Below are 15,576 nucleotides of genomic sequence, written 5' to 3' on the forward strand. Positions count from 1 at the left end.
ACCGCCGACGCGACCGCAGCGGTGGTCAACATCGACACCGTCGACCCGACCATTTCGTACACTCTCAACCCGGTCGCCCCCGAGGGCAACGACGGCTGGTACACAACGGACGCGGGCGTCATCGTCCACTTCACGTGTGAGGACGTGGGAGGGTCCGGAATCGCCACGTGCCCGGGCGACACAACCCTGCCGGACGGCGCGAACCGGTCGGTGACGGGTACCGTGACCGACAAGGCCGGCAACACGACGACCGTGACGACGACCGGGATCAACATCGACTCCGTCGACCCGACCATCTCGTCCACCCTCGACCCGGCCGCTCCCAACGCCGCCGGCTGGTACGCGGCGGACGTCGTCGTCGGCTTCACCTGCCGTGATGCGGGATCCGGCATCGCCACCTGTGCGGGCGACGTGACCCTGGTCGAGGGGGCGGGCCAGTCAGTGACGGGCGCCGCGACCGACCGGGCCGGCAACACCGCGACCGCGAGCGTGTCGGGGATCGACATCGACACGACCGCACCCACCGTTGCTCTCCTGGGCGGCCCCACCGGCAGTTACCAGTACGGAAGCAACCCGGCCGCGCCCAGTTGTTACGCGACCGACGCCCTGTCCGGAATTGCCTCCTGCGTCGTGACCGGCGGCGGCACCACAGTCGGGGATCACTCGTACCTGGCGACCGCCACCGACACGGCCGGCCATACGAGCACGTCGAGGGTCGCGTACACGGTGCTGGCCTGGACCCTGAAGGGCTTCTACGCCCCGGTCGATATGGGAGCCAACGTCTGGAACACGGTGAAGGGCGGCAGCTCCGTCCCGCTGAAGTTCGAGATCTTCTCCGGTGCCGAACTCACCAGCGTCTCGGCCGTCAAGAGCTTCACCGCCACGGCCGTGACCTGCCCCGGTTCGTCCGCGGTGACGGATGCGATCGAACTCACCACCACGGGCGGCACGAGCCTGCGGTATGACTCGACGTCGGGGCAGTTCATCCAGAACTGGCAGACCCCCAAGAAGCCGGGTACCTGCGCCGTGGTCACCATGACCGCCCAGGACGGTTCCACGATCAGTGCCAACTTCATGCTGAGGTAGGCACCGAGCGCAAGCGGAACACGGAAGGCCCCGAGCGGAACTCGGGGCCTTCCGTCCTGCGCCCCCAGACGCGGGAATCGTGCCGGCCGCCGCGGTCCGCCAGGCTCTACGACCGAGGTGAGCCCCGCTCGCCGCGTTCGTCACGGAGCAGCTCGAAGGCGCTCTCGCGGTCCGTGAGGGCGAGCTTGCGGAGCACAGCCGAGACGTGCACCCGCACCGTCGTCGGCGACACGAACAACCGGGCGGCTACCGCCTTGGTGGAGTTTCCCTCCGCAAGCAACTCCATCACCTCCCACTCCCGCGCGCTGAGCTTGCTCGCGGCCACGGAGCGGCGCAGGAAGCGGCGCCGCGCGGGCGCCCGGAACTCGCCGAGCACCCGCAGTATGAGCTCCGGCGCCATGGCCGCCTCGCCCGCCAGAACGGCCCGCAGCGCACCCGGCAGGGCGCCGGGATCGGTATCCTTGAGCAGGTAGCCCGAGGCACCCGCGCGCAGGGAATCGAAGAGGTCGTCGTCGTCCTTCGACATCGTGAGCATCACGATGGGCGTCTCCGGCAGGCTCCGGCCGATCTCCTGGGCGGCGTGGATCCCATTCCCCGGCATGTTGATATCGAGCAGCACCACGTCGGGGCGGTGATCGAGGGCGAGCCGGATCGCATCCGCTGCGCTTGCTCCCTCGCCGCAGATTTCGCAGCCACCGGCCTCGAGGGCCTGGCGGATCAGCGATCGTATCGGGGCATGGTCGTCGGCGATGACGACGCGGATGCCGGTGCCATCTACCACTGGACCGTCACCACGCTTCCGCCCGCGGGTCGTGCCTCCACGTTGAACGTGCCCGGAAGCGCCCGCGCCCGGGCCTGCATGCTGACCAGGCCGTAACCGGTTGTGTCGGTGCCGGCCGGCACATCGAACCCCACCCCGTCGTCCGCAATCGCGAGGCGCCGACGGTCTCCGGCCTCGCTGAGCCGGATGTGCACCCCCGTGGCTTTGCCGTGGTGCACCGCGTTGGACACCGCCTCCCGGGTGATGCGCATCAGCGCGTGTTGCTGCTCCGAATCGACGGTGATGGCCTCATCGAGGTCGACCCGCAGGTCGATTCCGTACCTCGCGGCCAGCTCCGTGGCCGCCCGGTGAACGGTGAAACTCAGCGGCTCATCGCTCGTGCGTCCGAGCGCCTGCACGGCCGCCCGCGCCTCGTCGAGGGCGCGATCACAGGCGTTGACGATACGGATGCCGGATGCGACATCCACGGGAATGGCGCGGCTTTCCGCGCGGATATAGGCGAGCTCCTGGATCACTCCGTCGTGCAGCTCGCGGGCGAGCCGCCGCCGATCATCGAGCACCGCCGCGGTGACCTGCGCCCGCCAGTAGGTGCGGATCTCCCGCGCCGCGCCGACCAGCAGCAGCAGGTAGCAGCCGGTGCGGAGAAGATCCCCGGTGTAGAGCCAGTCCGTGTACAGGGATGGGAAGAGCACGTAGTTCAGGCGGGCGAACGCCCCGAGCGCACAGGCCGGGCCGAGCCAGCGGAGCAGTTCGTCGTCCCGTTTGGCCGACTGTGACGCAAAGGCCACCGAGGCGATGAAGAAACTCACGGCCGCCGCGCCCTGGGCGAGGAGCAGCACGGGATGGCCCGTCAGGAGCGCGTTCTCCGCGGACACCGGGGCGGAACCCGGGTCGAACGCCACGGGGAGCCGGTCCCGGCCGGTCCAGAGGGCGAGGTAGACCGCGGCCAACAGGGGGAGGGGGGCCAGCGTCAGCAGCCGGCGCCGGAGCATCCGTTTCGCCGGTCGCGTGTGCGCCAGGGCGGCGGCCAGGATCAGCAGGGCGCCCACGACCCGGATGGCCAGCGGAAGCCAGATGTCGAGCGTTCCCGCGCGGATTCCGCCGAGCACCTCGGTCAGGTAGGTCAGGCCCAGGCCCGCCGCGGCCAGCAGCACGAGACCCTGGGAGAGCAGCAGATCCTGCAGCCGGCCGTGCCGCAGGAACCGACCGAACACGAGGGACGCCACCAGCAACGCCACGCAGGCGTCGACCGAGTCGAGAACGAGGTGAGCCGAGGGATTGCGGACCCCGAAGACCACGGCGGGGCTCCACAACAGGGCGCTGGTGACGGCCAGCCCGACGAGCCAGGCGGCGATGGTGAGTCGTGAGCGACCCGCCCACGCCCCGAGCGCGTGCACCCGCCGGTCAGGCTCTGCGCCGCGGGAGTCGTCCTGCGGATGCCCGGCCGGGGACAGCGGCGGGGCAGCGAAAACCGCGGGGGAGCGAAAACTTCGGGGTCCTGTGGTGCCCATGAGAATCGCCTTGGGAACGCGTTTCCGGAGCTGTCGGGTCAGCCGCTCGGGTGAGGTGAGCCTAGCCGCGCCGCCTCCGGGCGGTCAGTCCCCGAGTGGGGGACAAGGCAGACGGATGCCCGAACGCGCACTGCGCGTCCGGGCATCCGTTCTAATGCGGGTGCTAGTTTCCGGCGTGAATGTCCGCGTCGGCACCGGCCCCCGCGTCGGCACCGGCACCGGCGTCAGCCTCGGCAGCCACGTGTGCCTGGACCCGCTCGGCGATCTTCTGGACCACGCTGCCGTAGTCGCCGCTGAGGGCGGATTCTTCGAGCTTCTGCGCGGCGGCCTCCTGCTCGGCGGCGGGCGCGTTCTTCAGCTCGGCCAGGTCGGCCTGCAGGTCGGCCGGCAGCTTGTCGAGGAGCGCGGGGTTGTCCGCCAGCTTGAGGGCCAGTTCCGTCACCGAGGATCCGGCGTCCGCGGTCGGGTCGGTGTCCGCGGTGCCCGGCGCGGTGCCGAGGTCACTGCCCAGGGCGGCCTCCACGGCGGCGGTCAACGGGTGCTCCGGGTTGTCCCGTACGGCCTCGGCGATCTTCGTGATCTCCTCGCCGTAGCCGCCGGCCAGCGCGGTGGTGCGCACGGTGTCGACGGCGGCGGCCCGGTCGGTCGCCCCGGAGGCGTCCGTGAGCGCGGTCAGGTCATCCTGCAGGTTCGCCGGCAGGGTGTCGAACAGCTCGGCGTGCTCGGAGAGGGTGGTGGCCACCTTCTGGGCCTTCACATTGCCGCTCTGCCCGTGGGAAAGGTCTGCGCGAAGTTCGGCCGAAAGCGACGCCAGGAATTCGCCGTTCGCCGTGGCGCCGGCATCCCCGCGCGTGCCGGCACTCGAGCTGAAACTCGTTGTGGGCTCGGCGCTGAGAGGGGCGGCGGTGGCGCCCTGCGCGCCGACGCCGAGAAGGGCTCCGGCGGTCAGCACGGAGGCGGCGCCGAGGGTGACGCGCTTGGTGCGGGAGGTGTCGGCTGCCGGGGAGATCGTGTGCTTGTTCAAAGTGGATCCTTTCGATTGCGGCGGCCGGTCGGCGAAAAACCCGATCGACCGTTCGTAGTCATCGGAGGAGTTTAGGTACCGGGAGTGGGGGGCCGGTCCGTGCGGGCTGGGAATCGGGTTGGCTGCCCAGCCGTTCCGGTCGGGTGTGTCACCGGGCCCCGTCACCGTCCGGTGCGCGCACATTCGGGCCAGGAATGCCGTCTGACCAGGGGTTGAGAGTGCCAGGTCACGGGTGTTCGCCCGGCCGGGCGACCGGACCCGGCGGAGCCCCGGGACCTCGGGGCGATTACGCTCTGCGCGGAGAAACCGGCGGAGAAACCAGCGCGGAAACGCGAACCGTCGGGACCGCTCAGGGCGTCGGCAACAGCCCGTGCTTGCGGCAGGGCTGGCCGCCGACGAGGTTCAGGCACGAGTTGAACGCCGTGGGATAGCCCACGGCCTCCGACGCCCCGAACCACTGGTTGTAGAACCGCCAGAAGTTCAGGTTGCCGTGCGTCGAGCATCCGTCGCCGTCGGTGCCCGGGCGTGCCAGCGCGGCGGAATTGGGCTGGTACGGCGTGTAGTTGTAGAGGTTCGCGGTGGCCTGGTTCTCGATGGTGACGGAGGACGCCCCGCAACTCGCATCCGGATTGAAACCCACGCGCACGGTTCCGATCATGTAGGCGCGCTCGGGCTCCTGGGTGTATTGCCGGAACTGCCAGGCGGCTCGGTAGACCTGGTTGAAGAAGCCGAAGTACGCCGTGTCGCAGTCGGCCGTGTCGGGGCAGCCGTAGCCGGTGGCGCGCAGATAACCGGATGCGCTCGGCCGGGTGAGCAGGGACTGCTCCTTCTGCAGCAGAACGAGCAGCACCTTCGGGCTGATGGAGCAGGCCGCGGATACCTTCGCGATGATGCGGGCGGCCGGCTCGTTGCGGCCCCCGGGGTAGGCGGTGCAGTGCCCCTCGCCGTGGGCCGGCTGGGAGATCGTGTTCTCCTCGTAGTCGGCCAAGCACGGTGAGCCGTCGCTGGGGATGCAGGAGCGCTCCCTCAGGAACGACTGGATCTCGCCCTCGTTCAGGGAGTCGACGTTGTAGAAGTTGTAGTCGCTGATGATCGCACCGGGGGCGAAACCGGTAGGCGCGGCTGCTTCGTCGGTGGTGTGCACCGACGCGGCCAGCGTCAGGCCAGCGCCCAGCACGGCCAGAGTGACGACCATCGCCAGTGAGGTCTGTCGTCGACGCGGCGTGCCCAGGTACGTCATAGGGGAGACCTTACCGGGGCACTGCGGGAAGGGGCTGGGAGCAGGCGGCCGACACGCAGCAGCGCGCGCGTCGCGACCCGGGCCCCCGGAGTAGCTTGGGGTCATGCCTGACACACAGCCAGAACAGACTCCCGTTTCCAGCGACAGCATCGTCGTCGGACACGACGGATCGGGTCACGCCGATCACGCCGTGACCGTGGCGCTCGACCTCGCCGAGCAGCTGCACGCACCGGTCGTGCTGGTGCGCGCGTGGTCCATCGACACGGCGCCGCGCCCGACCAACTGGGAATTCGGCTATGTCGCGTCGATCGAGGACTATGCCGACGCGGTGCGCATTGAGCTCGGCGAGGCCGTGATGGCCGAGGTGGCCAAGCACCCCGACGTGAAGGTCACCTACCGGGCTGTCTACGCCAGTCCGTTGAAGTCCCTGATCGACGTGTCCCGAGGCGCACGGATGCTCGTGGTCGGCTCCCGCGGCCGCGGCGGCCTCAGCGGCATGCTGCTGGGTTCCGTGAGCGAACAGTGCGTGCGGCACGCCAAGTGCCCGGTGCTGGTCGTGCGCCCGAACACCTGAGCCGACCGCTGGCGGCGGTCGGCTCCAGTCAGCTCTGGTCGGCGTCGATCCGGTTGCCGACCGCGAACCAGGCGACCGCCCCGAAGACCGGCGCGCAGACGACGGCCAGCACCCAGCCCGCCCGCGCCGCCTGCCGCAGGTGGATGGCCCGGCTGATCTGTGTCAGGGCGGCGGCGATCAGCGCCGCGCTGCCGAGAACGGCGAGGCCGCCGAGTCCGAGTGCTGCCATCTGCACCATGCCTGCACTATCGATCATTACGACCTCCCCCGTTGAACCCCCTGAGACGCCCGTTTTCCCCAATCACAGCGTCCCGTGCCTAAACCATACCAAACGGTATCTTCTGTGGGGTCGATTGAGGCAGATTGGTGCCGATTGAGGCAGAGACGATACAACGGATGCGCGGGGCCGTGTGCGACCCCGGTTCGGGCAGTCGCTACGCTGGAAACCGGAATAACCGAGGAGTGGAATGGCGCAGCAACAACGGGCGATCGGAACGCGGGCCGCGATCATCCGAGGTGCGGCGGTCGCCTTCCGGGAGCACGGGTACGGCAGCACGACCCTGGCCGGACTGGAAGTCGCCGCCGGAGTGAGCAAGGGCGCACTCTATTTTCATTTCGCGTCCAAGGAGGCGCTCGCGCTCGCCGTGATCGAGGCGCAGCACGAGGCCTCGATCGGCTTGGGCCAGAGGCTGCTGGACGGCACGACGCCCGGGTTGCAAGCCCTCATCCTGATGACTTTTGAGCTGGCGGCGCAGGTGCGGGACGAGCCGGTGGTGAGTGCCGGCATCCGTCTCACCATGGAGGCCTCCAATTTCTCGGTGCCGGTGGTCGGTCCGTTCCATGACTGGATCGATGTCTGCGGGAAGGTGCTGCGACGCGCGATCGATGAAGGAGACGTTTCGGCCGATCTGAATGTAGAGGCCGCCGCGCACTTCATCAGCCCCGCTTTCACGGGCGTGCAGACCGTCTCCCAGGTGCTCACCGGGCGGGCGGACCTCTTCCAGCGGGTGGAGGAGATGTGGGCGCTGGTGCTGCCGGGCCTGCTCCCGGCCGGGCTTCCGGACGAGCGGCGGGCGAATCTGACCGCCCTGCCGGCCCAGGTACGGGCGAGCTGCGCCGCGGGCCCGGGCGCTGCGGGCGGGGTAGTGGATCGGGCCTAGGACCCAGCCGAAGCGGTCGACCCTCCGGCGGACGCGCGTGCCCGGCGGGAGCGCCACCACGCCCAGACCGTAGTCAGGATGCGCTTGAGGGCCACCGCGATGCGGTGCGCGGTGGGGAATTCCGTGCCCAGGATCGCGATTCCGAGGAAGACGACCAGCCAGCCGGGCCCCGGCAGGGGCACCAGGAGGAGCCCGATGACGGCCACCGTGGAGCCGAGCACGCCGACCACAGTGCGGTAGAGCCAGCGCAGCCGCGGATGCTGGTCCACCCAGGCGCGGCTCCGGCGCAGGAAGCGCCGGATCGGGTGCGCGGAAGTGCGTTCGCTGGCGATATCGCGCTGCAGGATGACGGTCATTCGCTCAGGTTAAGCGGGGTCGCTGGGAACCTGCTGCGCGGGCATCCGTCGCCGCTGTCGCCCCCATCGCCGCGGCGTGGCACGGGCCTCGGGGGTACTGCGTGTGGCATCTGGAGCAACATCCGGGTAACCACATCCGGGTGACTACATTCGGGTGACCACATTTGGGTGACTACATTCGGGTGACTACATTCGGGCAACACGGAGGAGACGAATCATGGCCGCACTTGCAAAACGCGAGCGTTTCGAAATGCCGGAGCCGGTGCGGCGCTTTTTCGACGGCGACTGGGACACTCCGGCCCTGCGGGTGGAGGAATTCCGCGACGGCGGCAGCTTGGTTGTGAGGGCGGAATTGCCCGGAATCGACCCGGAAAAGGATGTCGATGTGTCGGTCAGCGACGGCGTGCTGCACATCCAGGCCGAGCGGCAGGAAAAGACCGAGCACAAGGACAAGGACGGTTACCGGACCGAGTTCCGGTACGGCTCATTCACGCGCGACATTGCGCTGCCCCGCGACGATGCGGGGACCCTCCAGCCCCGAATGGGGGACGCAATGCGCCACTTCTCTTGACTCGCGTCGCCTTAACCGGTTTAGTTGGCTGTACCAAACCGGTTCAGGCTGAACCAGGAGAGAAGAAATGACGTACAACGCTGTTCGCTCACAGTCCCCCCGCCCGCGATCTCTGAAAGCCGTGGCCCTCACCGCCGCGGTCTCGCTGCTCCTGCTCGGAGCCGGCAGCGCCGCGGCCGCCGCGGCACCGCCATCCGGAGAAGCCGGCGCATCCGGTGCACCGGCCGAAGTCGTCGCCACCCGGCCCGCCGCCGCTGCGTCCGCGCCGCTGACCAACCTGTCCCACCTCACGTTCCTGCTCGACACCGTGCCGCTGGCCACGGTGGAGGGGCACACCACCTACGAAATCGACGCGCAGCCCACCGCCCAGGCGCCGTGGACCTACGCCGATAAGCAGGCCGACGGCAGTTACGGCAGGGTCGGCGGCGGGTCGCTCGACCCCTCGACCGGGCACTGGAGCCAGGGCGCGTACAACGCCGACGACATCGCCCGCACCGCGGTCGTCTACCTGCGCCACTGGCAGCAGACCGGTGACGAGACCAGCCGCGAGCACGCCGTGCAGACGCTGCGCTCCCTCACCTACCTGCAGACCACGACCGGTCCGAACGCCGGAAACGTCGTGCTCTGGCAGCAGCCCGACGGCACCCTCACCCCCAGCGCCAGCCCGGTGGAACTGCCCGACCCGAGCGACTCGGCCGAGTCCTACTGGGTGGCCCGCACCGTGTGGGCCCTCGGCGAGGGCTTCGCCGCGTTCCAGGCTGCCGACCCCGACTTCGCCGCGTTCCTGCAGGACCGCCTGCACCTGTCGCTCGACTCCCTCGAGCGCCAGTCGCTCGGCAAGTACGGCACCTTCGATGTGGCCGACGGCGTCAACGTGCCGGCCTGGCTCATCGCGGGCGGGGCGGATGCCTCCGCCGAGGCCGCGCTCGGCCTCGCCGCCTACGTCACGGCCGTCCCGGACGACGACACCGCCCGCACCGCGCTGACCCGGCTCACCGAGGGGGTCGCCGGGATGTCCTCCGGCTCCGCCACCGAGTGGCCGTTCGGCGCGATCATGCCGTGGAACAAGTCGCAGACCCTGTGGCACGCCTGGGGCGGACTGGCCCCGGCTGCCATCGCCACCGCGTCCACGGCGCTCGGACGCACGGACTTGCTCGGCGCCGCCGTGCAGGATGCCGCCCGCTTCACCCCTCAGCTGTTGGCCGCCGGCGGACCGGACAACGCCTGGAGCCCCACCCCGGGTGAGGCGCAGATCGCCTACGGCGTCGACTCTCGCGTGCAGGGGCTCGTCGCCACCGCCGCGGCCGCGAACGCCCCGGGGCTGCTCGACCTCGCCGCAGTGACCGCCGCCTGGTTCTTCGGCGCCAACCCGAACGGCGCTCCGGCCTACAACCCGGCAACCGGTACGGCCATCGACGGCATCGAAACCGACGGCCGGATCAACCCCAATTCGGGTGCCGAATCCACCATCCACACCCTGATGACCATGCTCACCCTGGACGCGAATCCGTCGCTGAAGGTCGAGGCCCTCGGCATCGACGAAACCGTCTCCACCGTCGGGCTCAGTGTCGTCGAGGCCGAGTCCGGCACCATCACGGGCGGCGGGTCAGTGGTCACGCCGCCGTCGTCCTGGACCGGCGAGGCCAACCTCTCCGGCGGCGCCTACGTGGCGCTGGGCGCGGGCGACTCGCTGAGCATCCCGGTTTCCGCTGCCGACCAGGCTCGCAATGTCTTCCCGATCGTGAATCAGGCCGAGGCGGACTCCGGGGCCACAACCTGGGCGTCGGCGACGTCGATGCTGGGCAGCACGAGCAACGGCGGCGCGGGTGCTCAGGGCATCACGGATGCCCCCGGACGCCTGTTCCCGCTCACGCTCGAGCTGGCTCTGCCGGGGGCGGACACCGCGGTCGTCGGTATGGCCGACGGGGCGGCATCCGTTGACGCGCTGCTGATCCAGCCGCTGATCTCGACGATCACGGTGACCGGTTCGGCGGGGGAGTCCACGGTGTACGTCAGCGCGGCGACCGAGACCAGCGTGCGCACGGTCGGCGTGCCACGTGGCTACCGGCTGGCGCAGGAGGCGTTCGATGCGACCGGCCAGCTCGTCGCATCCGTCGACAAGAAGGCGCCGAAGAAGGGAACCGTGACGGTCGCCGCCGGCGGGTTCACGGTGGCGAAGCTGGTGCGCAAGTAGGGGCCGGCGCCCTCGGGCCTGCCCGCGCGCGCCCGCGTCCGGTGGCGGTGGCGGTGGGGTGGCAGGGGCAGGGGCTAGGGGAGCGGCAGCGGCTGGGGGTCGACACCGAGGGTCGTGAGCATGGCCTCGACCTGATGCCGGATCTGGTCCCGGATGCGACGCACCTCTGGGGTCGGCTGACCGGCCGGGTCGGCCAGCTCCCAGTCCTGGTAGAGCTTGCCCGGATAGACCGGGCAGGCGTCGCCGCAGCCCATGGTGACGACGACGTCGGCGGCCTGCACGACGTCATCCGTCAGCGGTTTCGGGAACTCTTCGTCCAGGTTGAGGCCGAGTTCGGTCATCACCGCCATCACAGTGGGGTTCAGTCCCTTTGCCGGCGCTGAACCGGCCGAACGCACGTGCACCCGACCGCCAGACAGGGCCTGGGTCAGCACCGCCGCCATCTGGGACCGCCCCGCGTTCTGCTCGCAGACGAACAGGACCTCGGGGACGTCCTTCGCGATCGCGCCCTTTGCCTGGGCCAGAGCGGTCAGGCGGTCGGCGGCGTAGCGCCCCGTGTTGGTCACGAGGAACGCCGTGACCGTCGACGTGCGCAGGAGCGACGTGTACGACTCGAGCACGTACCGTTCGATCGTCTCGGCGCCGAACACGCCCGAGAACCGGTCGGTGAGGTGCGCGGCCAGCCGTCGCAACGACTCCTCGGGGAAGGCCAGTCCGGGCAGTGACCGACGCGCGCTCAGATCGCTCATGGCGGGTCGGACCTAGACCTGGGCGGGGAGGATTTCGGCGAGCAGGCCCTGGATGCGGGCCTTGATCTCGTCGCGGATCGGCCGCACGGACTCGATGCCCTGGCCGGCCGGGTCGGCGAGTTCCCAGTCCTCGTAGCGCTTGCCGGGGAAGATCGGGCAGGTGTCGCCGCAGCCCATGGTGATGACGACGTCCGACTCCTTCACGGCCTCGGTGGTGAGGACCTTCGGCACATTGTTGGCGATGTCGATGCCTTCCTCGGCCATGGCCTCGATCGCGACGGGGTTGATCTGGTCCTTGGGCGCGGAGCCGGCAGAGAGCACCTCGACACGGCCCTCGGACAGGGCGGTCATGTAGCCGGCGGCCATCTGAGAGCGGCCCGCGTTGTGCACACAGACGAAGAGAACGGTGGGCTTAGCGGTCATGATCGGTGGTTCCTTCTTGATTTTCGGGGGTTGGACGGCGGGGCGGTGTACAGAGATCAGACCCGGTCGGGAAGCGGGTCGGCGGTGACGGCGGTGTCGGTTACGGCGGTGTCGGCTGCGGCGGTTGCCTGCGCCGCGGCCCCTGAGAACAGCCGCGGCCGCAGCCACAGCGCCACATAGACGAGGGCGACGAGCGCCGGCACCTCGATCAAGGGGCCCACGATGCCCGCCAGGGCCTGGCCGCTGGTGGCGCCGAAGGTGCCGATGGCCACCGCGATCGCCAGCTCGAAGTTGTTGCCGGCGGCGGTGAACGCCAAGGTCGTGGTGCGCTCGTAGGAGAGCCCGGTGAGCTTGCCGGTGGCGAATCCGGCGGCGAACATGACAGCGAAGTAGACCAGCAGCGGCAGGGCGATCAGGGCCACGTCGAACGGGCGGTCGATCACCTGGCGGCCCTGCAGGGCGAAGAGCAGCGCGATCGTGAACAGCAGCCCGTAGAGGGCGAACGGGCTGATTTTCGGCAGGAACCGGCTCTCGTACCAGTCGCGGCCGCGGGTGGCCTCGCCGACCCTGCGGGACAGGTAGCCGGCCAGCAGGGGAATGCCGAGGAAGACGAGCACGCTGACGGTGATCGCCCGGATCGAGAACTCCGCGCTCGTGGTAGACAGGCCGAGCCAGGCGGGGAGCACCTGGAGGTAGAACCAGCCCAGCGCGGCGAACGCGATGACCTGGAAGACGGAGTTGAGGGCCACCAGGAAGGCGGCGGCCTCGCGGTCGCCGCAGGCCAGATCGTTCCAGATCAGCACCATGGCGATGCAGCGGGCAAGGCCCACGATAATCAGGCCGGTGCGGTATTCGGGCAGGTCCGGCAGGAAGATCCAGGCAAGGGCGAACATCAGGGCGGGCCCCAGCAGCCAGTTCAGCACCAGCGAGGAGACCAGGAGGCGGCGGTCGCGGGCGACTGCGCGGGCATCCGTGTAGCGAACCTTGGCCAGCACCGGGTACATCATCACGAGCAGCCCGATCGCGATGGGCACGCTGACCGAGCCGATCGTGAACGCAGCGAGCAGGTCGCCGACGCCGGGTGCGACGACCGCCAGCAGCAGGCCCAGGGCCATTGCCGCGAGGATCCAGACCGGCAGGAGACGGTCGACGGCCCCGAGCCGCGCCGGGGCGATGGCGTTTTGCGCGGCAGCCGGCCGCAGGGTGGGCGGGGCGGTGGGCCGGGAGGTGGTCGATTCGGGGAAGGGCATGTGGCTCCGTGAGCAGTTAAGACAAAAATCGGCGGGTGGGACATAAAATCAGAGGTGTCGATAGGGAGTCTTCCCCAATGCATCGATGGATGTCAATTTATGGGAGATACTGTTCAGATGTCGTTCACCGAGACCCGTGCCGTGCCTGAGGCGTCGACCGCTGCGGTCGCCGTGGATCTCGTGACGGATGGCGCGGTTGCTTCGGATGTCGCAGATGGCACGACGGATGCCGCTGGCGCGGCCGCTGCCTGCTGCGCCCCTGCCGCGCGCGAAGCGATCGGCGCCGATGAGGCGGAGCGGCTCGCCCGGCTGCTGAAGGCCGTGGCCGACCCGGCCCGGTTGCGTCTGGTCTCGCTGGTGGCCGCGCACGACGATATGGAGGCCTGCGTCTGCGACCTCACCGAACCCCTCGGGCTCAGTCAGCCCACCGTGTCACACCACCTCAAAGTGCTGGTGGATGCCGGTATCCTGACCCGCGACAAGCGTGGCACCTGGGCGTACTACCGGCTCGTGCCGGGCGCGCTCGGCACGCTGGCGGATCGGGTGCTCGGGCTCTGAATTTGCGGCTCTGCGGGTGCGGCTCTGCGGGTGCGGCTCTGCGTTTGTGGCTCTGCGTTTGTGGCTCTGCGGGTGCTGCTCTGCGGTTGCGGAGCAGAGTTTGCGGCTCCGAGGTTGCTGTGCTGAGTTTGCGGTGCTGCGCGTGCGGGCTAGGCTGAAATGTTGAGCTTTCGGGCGATCGCGCGTGGCGTCGATCCTGGGCCGCCGGCCGGAACATCCGTGACCGAACTGCGCAAGCCCATTGCTTTATCAGGATACCGAGATATCCTCAACTCTTGTGCGCGAAGCCCCACGTCGTGCGGCGCACTTGGACACTTCCTCTGAGGGAGCGTCGTTCCCCGTGGGATTGCTCTGCGCTGTGAGCGCATTCTCCGTCTGAGTGAGGTTCCGGCCCCCCTCACCCGAACCGCGTAACCGCGCCGACGAGAGCTCTCACCATGCCCATTTTTCCCCTGTTCCCTGCCCGCCGCGTTTCGGCGGAAGGTGCCTATGCAGACGCCTAGGCTCAACAGGTTTCCCAGGCTCACCAGATTCACCCTGATCCCGCGTCAGGCCGCCGCCGGCGGATTCGCGATGCTTTTCGCCGGACTGCTCACGGTGGTCCTCGGCATTCCCGCACAGGCCTCGGAACTCGATGTCTACGGCTGGCTGCCGCCGGCCGCCGTGGAAGAATCGGTGCGGGCCTCCGCGGATGGCTCAGCGCATGCCGCCGAGTCCGATCCCGCCGCGCGTGCTGCCGCCGCCCCTAATGCCTCCGCCGCCGAAGCGTCGCTACAGAGCCTGATGCCGAGTGCGGCGGCCACCGCCACCGTGCAGCGCGACGGTTTCACGGTCACTGATGCGCCGAAGCCCGAACCCATGCCTGCCGCCCCTGCTGCGGTTCCGAGTGCCGACGATGCGGCCGCTCCGGCCGCCGCTGGTGCAGCCGTGCAGTGGCCCTTCCCGGGCTCGGTTCGCCTCTCCGATCCCTATGGTGCGCGCGATGCACCCTGCGGGGGCTGCTCGACGTTCCATAAGGGGCTCGATATGCTTCCCGGCGAGGGTGCACCTGCCCAGGCGGTTGCGGACGGCGTCGTGCGTGAAGTCTCCGCCACGGACAACGGCGGCTTCGGCGTCTACGCGATCGTCGACCACACCGTCGATGGACAGCTCGTCAGCAGCGTCTATGCGCACTTCCAGGCCGGCTCGCTGCAGGTCTCCGCGGGACAGTCCGTGGGCGTGGGCACGCACCTGGGCAACGTGGGCAGCACCGGCGAGAGCACCGGCCCGCACCTGCATTTCGAGATCCTGATCGACGGGATCACCCCGACGGATCCGTACGCCTGGCTGTCGGAGCGCGCCGGCCCGATGTAGTCGCGAGGGGCGCGCAAGTTCCTCGGGGTGCTCGGGGTGCGCCGTTTGCGCGGTTTGCGCGGTCTGCGCGGGGGTCGCTGCGTGCCGGCTGGAGCCCGTGCGGGGGTGGAAGGCCCGGCTCAGGCCGGCAAGTGCCCAGCTCAAGCCGGCTCTCCGGTTCAGTTCTGCGGCATTGTCCTGCTTGGCCCGCAGCATCCGCCCTGAACGAATTCGACGGAGATTTTGCCGATTCACCCCCGAAATCGTCGAAACCGGCCTTCGGGGAGCAAAATCTCCGTCGAATTGGTTCCCACCTGGGATCCTGGGTGCCGAAGTGGGTGGCGGTAGCGGTAGCGGTAGCGGTAGCGGTGGCGGTGGCGGTGGGTTGCGGGCTCGTGCGGCAGCGGCTCAGGCCGGCGTTGCCGGGAGGTCGAAGTAGAGATGGGCGTGAGCGCGGCATCCGTCGTTGAAGGCGGCACCGCACGCAGGGCACGCGGTGGTTGCCCGGTAGTCGGCGATCGAGAGTGTGCCGCGGCAGACTCCGCAGAGGATGGCGTGCTCGGCCCAGAGGTCGGCCGGCCAGAGCCGGGCGGCATGGGTTTCACCGGCGGAGTGGCACTGGTAGCACGGGTAGAAGCGCCCGCAGCAGAAGAATCTGATCGCCACGACGTCGAGCGCGGAACGGTAGTGCACGCAGCGGGTCTGGGCGTCGACGGTCTGTCCGTGGATCTGCATGGTGGTCCTTCGTGCGAGAGACGATCGCGACT

17 protein-coding genes are annotated in these 15,576 nt (G+C 69.4%); 7 read left to right on the forward strand and 10 right to left on the reverse strand.

Going from position 1 to position 15,576, the window contains the following annotated elements; all coding sequences use genetic code 11:
• Nucleotides 1-1,086 (forward strand): PxKF domain-containing protein (locus E3T25_RS16760; protein WP_194087850.1); only part of this gene is annotated, 1,086 nt, incomplete at its 5' end.
• A gap of 106 nt (nucleotides 1,087-1,192) precedes the next feature.
• Here the strand turns inward: E3T25_RS16760 and E3T25_RS09710 are convergent.
• The 4 genes from E3T25_RS09710 to E3T25_RS09725 all read right to left on the reverse strand — a co-directional run bounded on the left by E3T25_RS09710 (nucleotide 1,193) and on the right by E3T25_RS09725 (nucleotide 5,642).
• Nucleotides 1,193-1,867, reverse strand: a complete 675-nt coding sequence (locus E3T25_RS09710; protein WP_134373929.1) for a response regulator — start codon at nucleotides 1,865-1,867, stop codon at nucleotides 1,193-1,195.
• Nucleotides 1,861-3,378, reverse strand: a complete 1,518-nt coding sequence (locus E3T25_RS09715) for a sensor histidine kinase (protein WP_134373931.1) — start codon at nucleotides 3,376-3,378, stop codon at nucleotides 1,861-1,863. Before E3T25_RS09715 ends, E3T25_RS09710 begins: the two co-directional genes overlap by 7 nt.
• Nucleotides 3,379-3,541: 163 nt before the next feature.
• The gene (locus tag E3T25_RS09720) at nucleotides 3,542-4,402 is read right to left on the reverse strand and encodes a hypothetical protein (protein WP_134373933.1); all 861 of its coding nucleotides are present in this window, start codon (nucleotides 4,400-4,402) and stop codon (nucleotides 3,542-3,544) included.
• 349 nt (nucleotides 4,403-4,751) lie between these two features.
• Entirely contained in the window at nucleotides 4,752-5,642 is an 891-nt protein-coding gene (locus E3T25_RS09725; RefSeq protein WP_134373935.1) for a hypothetical protein, read from the reverse strand.
• A gap of 103 nt (nucleotides 5,643-5,745) precedes the next feature.
• On the opposite strand from E3T25_RS09725, the gene E3T25_RS09730 reads away from it, so the two are divergent.
• A complete protein-coding gene (locus E3T25_RS09730; protein ID WP_134373937.1) occupies nucleotides 5,746-6,216 on the forward strand; it encodes a universal stress protein in 471 nt (156 codons plus the stop codon).
• A 28-nt stretch (nucleotides 6,217-6,244) separates the two neighbouring features.
• Here E3T25_RS09730 and E3T25_RS09735 read toward each other — a convergent pair whose 3' ends face one another.
• Nucleotides 6,245-6,472 carry a PLDc N-terminal domain-containing protein gene (locus E3T25_RS09735; protein WP_134373939.1) on the reverse strand — a complete coding sequence of 76 codons (228 nt, stop codon included), beginning with the start codon at nucleotides 6,470-6,472 and terminating at the stop codon, nucleotides 6,245-6,247.
• Nucleotides 6,473-6,683: 211 nt separating this feature from the next.
• On the opposite strand from E3T25_RS09735, the gene E3T25_RS09740 reads away from it, so the two are divergent.
• Nucleotides 6,684-7,376, forward strand: coding sequence for a ScbR family autoregulator-binding transcription factor (locus E3T25_RS09740; RefSeq protein WP_134373941.1), 693 nt, complete (start codon nucleotides 6,684-6,686; stop codon nucleotides 7,374-7,376).
• On the opposite strand, the gene E3T25_RS09745 is transcribed toward E3T25_RS09740, so the two are convergent.
• The gene (locus tag E3T25_RS09745) at nucleotides 7,373-7,732 is read right to left on the reverse strand and encodes a TIGR02611 family protein (RefSeq protein ID WP_134373943.1); all 360 of its coding nucleotides are present in this window, start codon (nucleotides 7,730-7,732) and stop codon (nucleotides 7,373-7,375) included. The two genes, E3T25_RS09740 and E3T25_RS09745, sit on opposite strands and share 4 nt — an antisense overlap.
• A gap of 217 nt (nucleotides 7,733-7,949) precedes the next feature.
• Between E3T25_RS09745 and E3T25_RS09750 the strand changes: the two genes are divergently transcribed.
• Together E3T25_RS09750 and E3T25_RS09755 are read left to right on the forward strand one after the other, a co-directional pair.
• On the forward strand, nucleotides 7,950-8,303 hold the full coding sequence (locus E3T25_RS09750) for an Hsp20/alpha crystallin family protein (RefSeq protein ID WP_134373945.1): 354 nt from the start codon (nucleotides 7,950-7,952) through the stop codon (nucleotides 8,301-8,303).
• 67 nt (nucleotides 8,304-8,370) lie between these two features.
• On the forward strand, nucleotides 8,371-10,497 hold the full coding sequence (locus E3T25_RS09755; RefSeq protein ID WP_134373947.1) for a hypothetical protein: 2,127 nt from the start codon (nucleotides 8,371-8,373) through the stop codon (nucleotides 10,495-10,497).
• 74 nt (nucleotides 10,498-10,571) lie between these two features.
• On the opposite strand, the gene E3T25_RS09760 is transcribed toward E3T25_RS09755, so the two are convergent.
• From E3T25_RS09760 to arsB, 3 genes are read right to left on the reverse strand one after another with little or no spacing between them, the layout of a single operon-like run.
• On the reverse strand, nucleotides 10,572-11,246 hold the full coding sequence (locus E3T25_RS09760) for an arsenate reductase/protein-tyrosine-phosphatase family protein (RefSeq protein WP_134373949.1): 675 nt from the start codon (nucleotides 11,244-11,246) through the stop codon (nucleotides 10,572-10,574).
• 12 nt (nucleotides 11,247-11,258) lie between these two features.
• Nucleotides 11,259-11,669, reverse strand: coding sequence for an arsenate reductase ArsC (locus E3T25_RS09765; protein ID WP_104099282.1), 411 nt, complete (start codon nucleotides 11,667-11,669; stop codon nucleotides 11,259-11,261).
• A gap of 56 nt (nucleotides 11,670-11,725) precedes the next feature.
• On the reverse strand, nucleotides 11,726-12,919 hold the full coding sequence (gene arsB, locus E3T25_RS09770) for an ACR3 family arsenite efflux transporter (RefSeq protein WP_134373951.1): 1,194 nt from the start codon (nucleotides 12,917-12,919) through the stop codon (nucleotides 11,726-11,728).
• A 180-nt stretch (nucleotides 12,920-13,099) separates the two neighbouring features.
• Here arsB and E3T25_RS09775 point away from each other — a divergent pair, with 180 nt between their 5' ends.
• Nucleotides 13,100-13,477, forward strand: coding sequence for an ArsR/SmtB family transcription factor (locus E3T25_RS09775; RefSeq protein WP_233191100.1), 378 nt, complete (start codon nucleotides 13,100-13,102; stop codon nucleotides 13,475-13,477).
• A 489-nt stretch (nucleotides 13,478-13,966) separates the two neighbouring features.
• Entirely contained in the window at nucleotides 13,967-14,830 is an 864-nt protein-coding gene (locus E3T25_RS09780) for a M23 family metallopeptidase (RefSeq protein WP_134373953.1), read from the forward strand.
• Between the two features lie 387 nt (nucleotides 14,831-15,217).
• Here E3T25_RS09780 and E3T25_RS09785 read toward each other — a convergent pair whose 3' ends face one another.
• Nucleotides 15,218-15,544: a CHY zinc finger protein gene (locus E3T25_RS09785; protein WP_134373955.1), complete on the reverse strand. Its 327-nt coding sequence runs from the start codon at nucleotides 15,542-15,544 to the stop codon at nucleotides 15,218-15,220.
• Nucleotides 15,545-15,576 lie beyond the last annotated feature (32 nt).

The organism is Cryobacterium sandaracinum (assembly GCF_004403415.1).
In the GTDB taxonomy this organism is placed as follows: Bacteria; Actinomycetota; Actinomycetes; order Actinomycetales; family Microbacteriaceae; genus Cryobacterium; species Cryobacterium sandaracinum.

What these genes read in the sequence shown, in the direction of transcription:
- E3T25_RS09785 (WP_134373955.1), bottom strand. Translation starts at nt 15,544, where the DNA reads ATGCAGATCCACGGACAGACCGTCGACGCCCAGACCCGCTGCGTGCAC.
- E3T25_RS09730 (WP_134373937.1), top strand. Translation starts at nt 5,746, where the DNA reads ATGCCTGACACACAGCCAGAACAGACTCCCGTTTCCAGCGACAGCATC.
- E3T25_RS09735 (WP_134373939.1), bottom strand. Translation starts at nt 6,472, where the DNA reads ATGATCGATAGTGCAGGCATGGTGCAGATGGCAGCACTCGGACTCGGC.
- E3T25_RS09780 (WP_134373953.1), top strand. Translation starts at nt 13,967, where the DNA reads ATGCAGACGCCTAGGCTCAACAGGTTTCCCAGGCTCACCAGATTCACC.
- E3T25_RS09765 (WP_104099282.1), bottom strand. Translation starts at nt 11,669, where the DNA reads ATGACCGCTAAGCCCACCGTTCTCTTCGTCTGTGTGCACAACGCGGGC.
- E3T25_RS09745 (WP_134373943.1), bottom strand. Translation starts at nt 7,732, where the DNA reads ATGACCGTCATCCTGCAGCGCGATATCGCCAGCGAACGCACTTCCGCG.
- E3T25_RS09755 (WP_134373947.1), top strand. Translation starts at nt 8,371, where the DNA reads ATGACGTACAACGCTGTTCGCTCACAGTCCCCCCGCCCGCGATCTCTG.
- arsB (WP_134373951.1), bottom strand. Translation starts at nt 12,919, where the DNA reads ATGCCCTTCCCCGAATCGACCACCTCCCGGCCCACCGCCCCGCCCACC.
- E3T25_RS09750 (WP_134373945.1), top strand. Translation starts at nt 7,950, where the DNA reads ATGGCCGCACTTGCAAAACGCGAGCGTTTCGAAATGCCGGAGCCGGTG.
- E3T25_RS09715 (WP_134373931.1), bottom strand. Translation starts at nt 3,378, where the DNA reads ATGGGCACCACAGGACCCCGAAGTTTTCGCTCCCCCGCGGTTTTCGCT.
- E3T25_RS09725 (WP_134373935.1), bottom strand. Translation starts at nt 5,642, where the DNA reads ATGACGTACCTGGGCACGCCGCGTCGACGACAGACCTCACTGGCGATG.
- E3T25_RS09740 (WP_134373941.1), top strand. Translation starts at nt 6,684, where the DNA reads ATGGCGCAGCAACAACGGGCGATCGGAACGCGGGCCGCGATCATCCGA.
- E3T25_RS09760 (WP_134373949.1), bottom strand. Translation starts at nt 11,246, where the DNA reads ATGAGCGATCTGAGCGCGCGTCGGTCACTGCCCGGACTGGCCTTCCCC.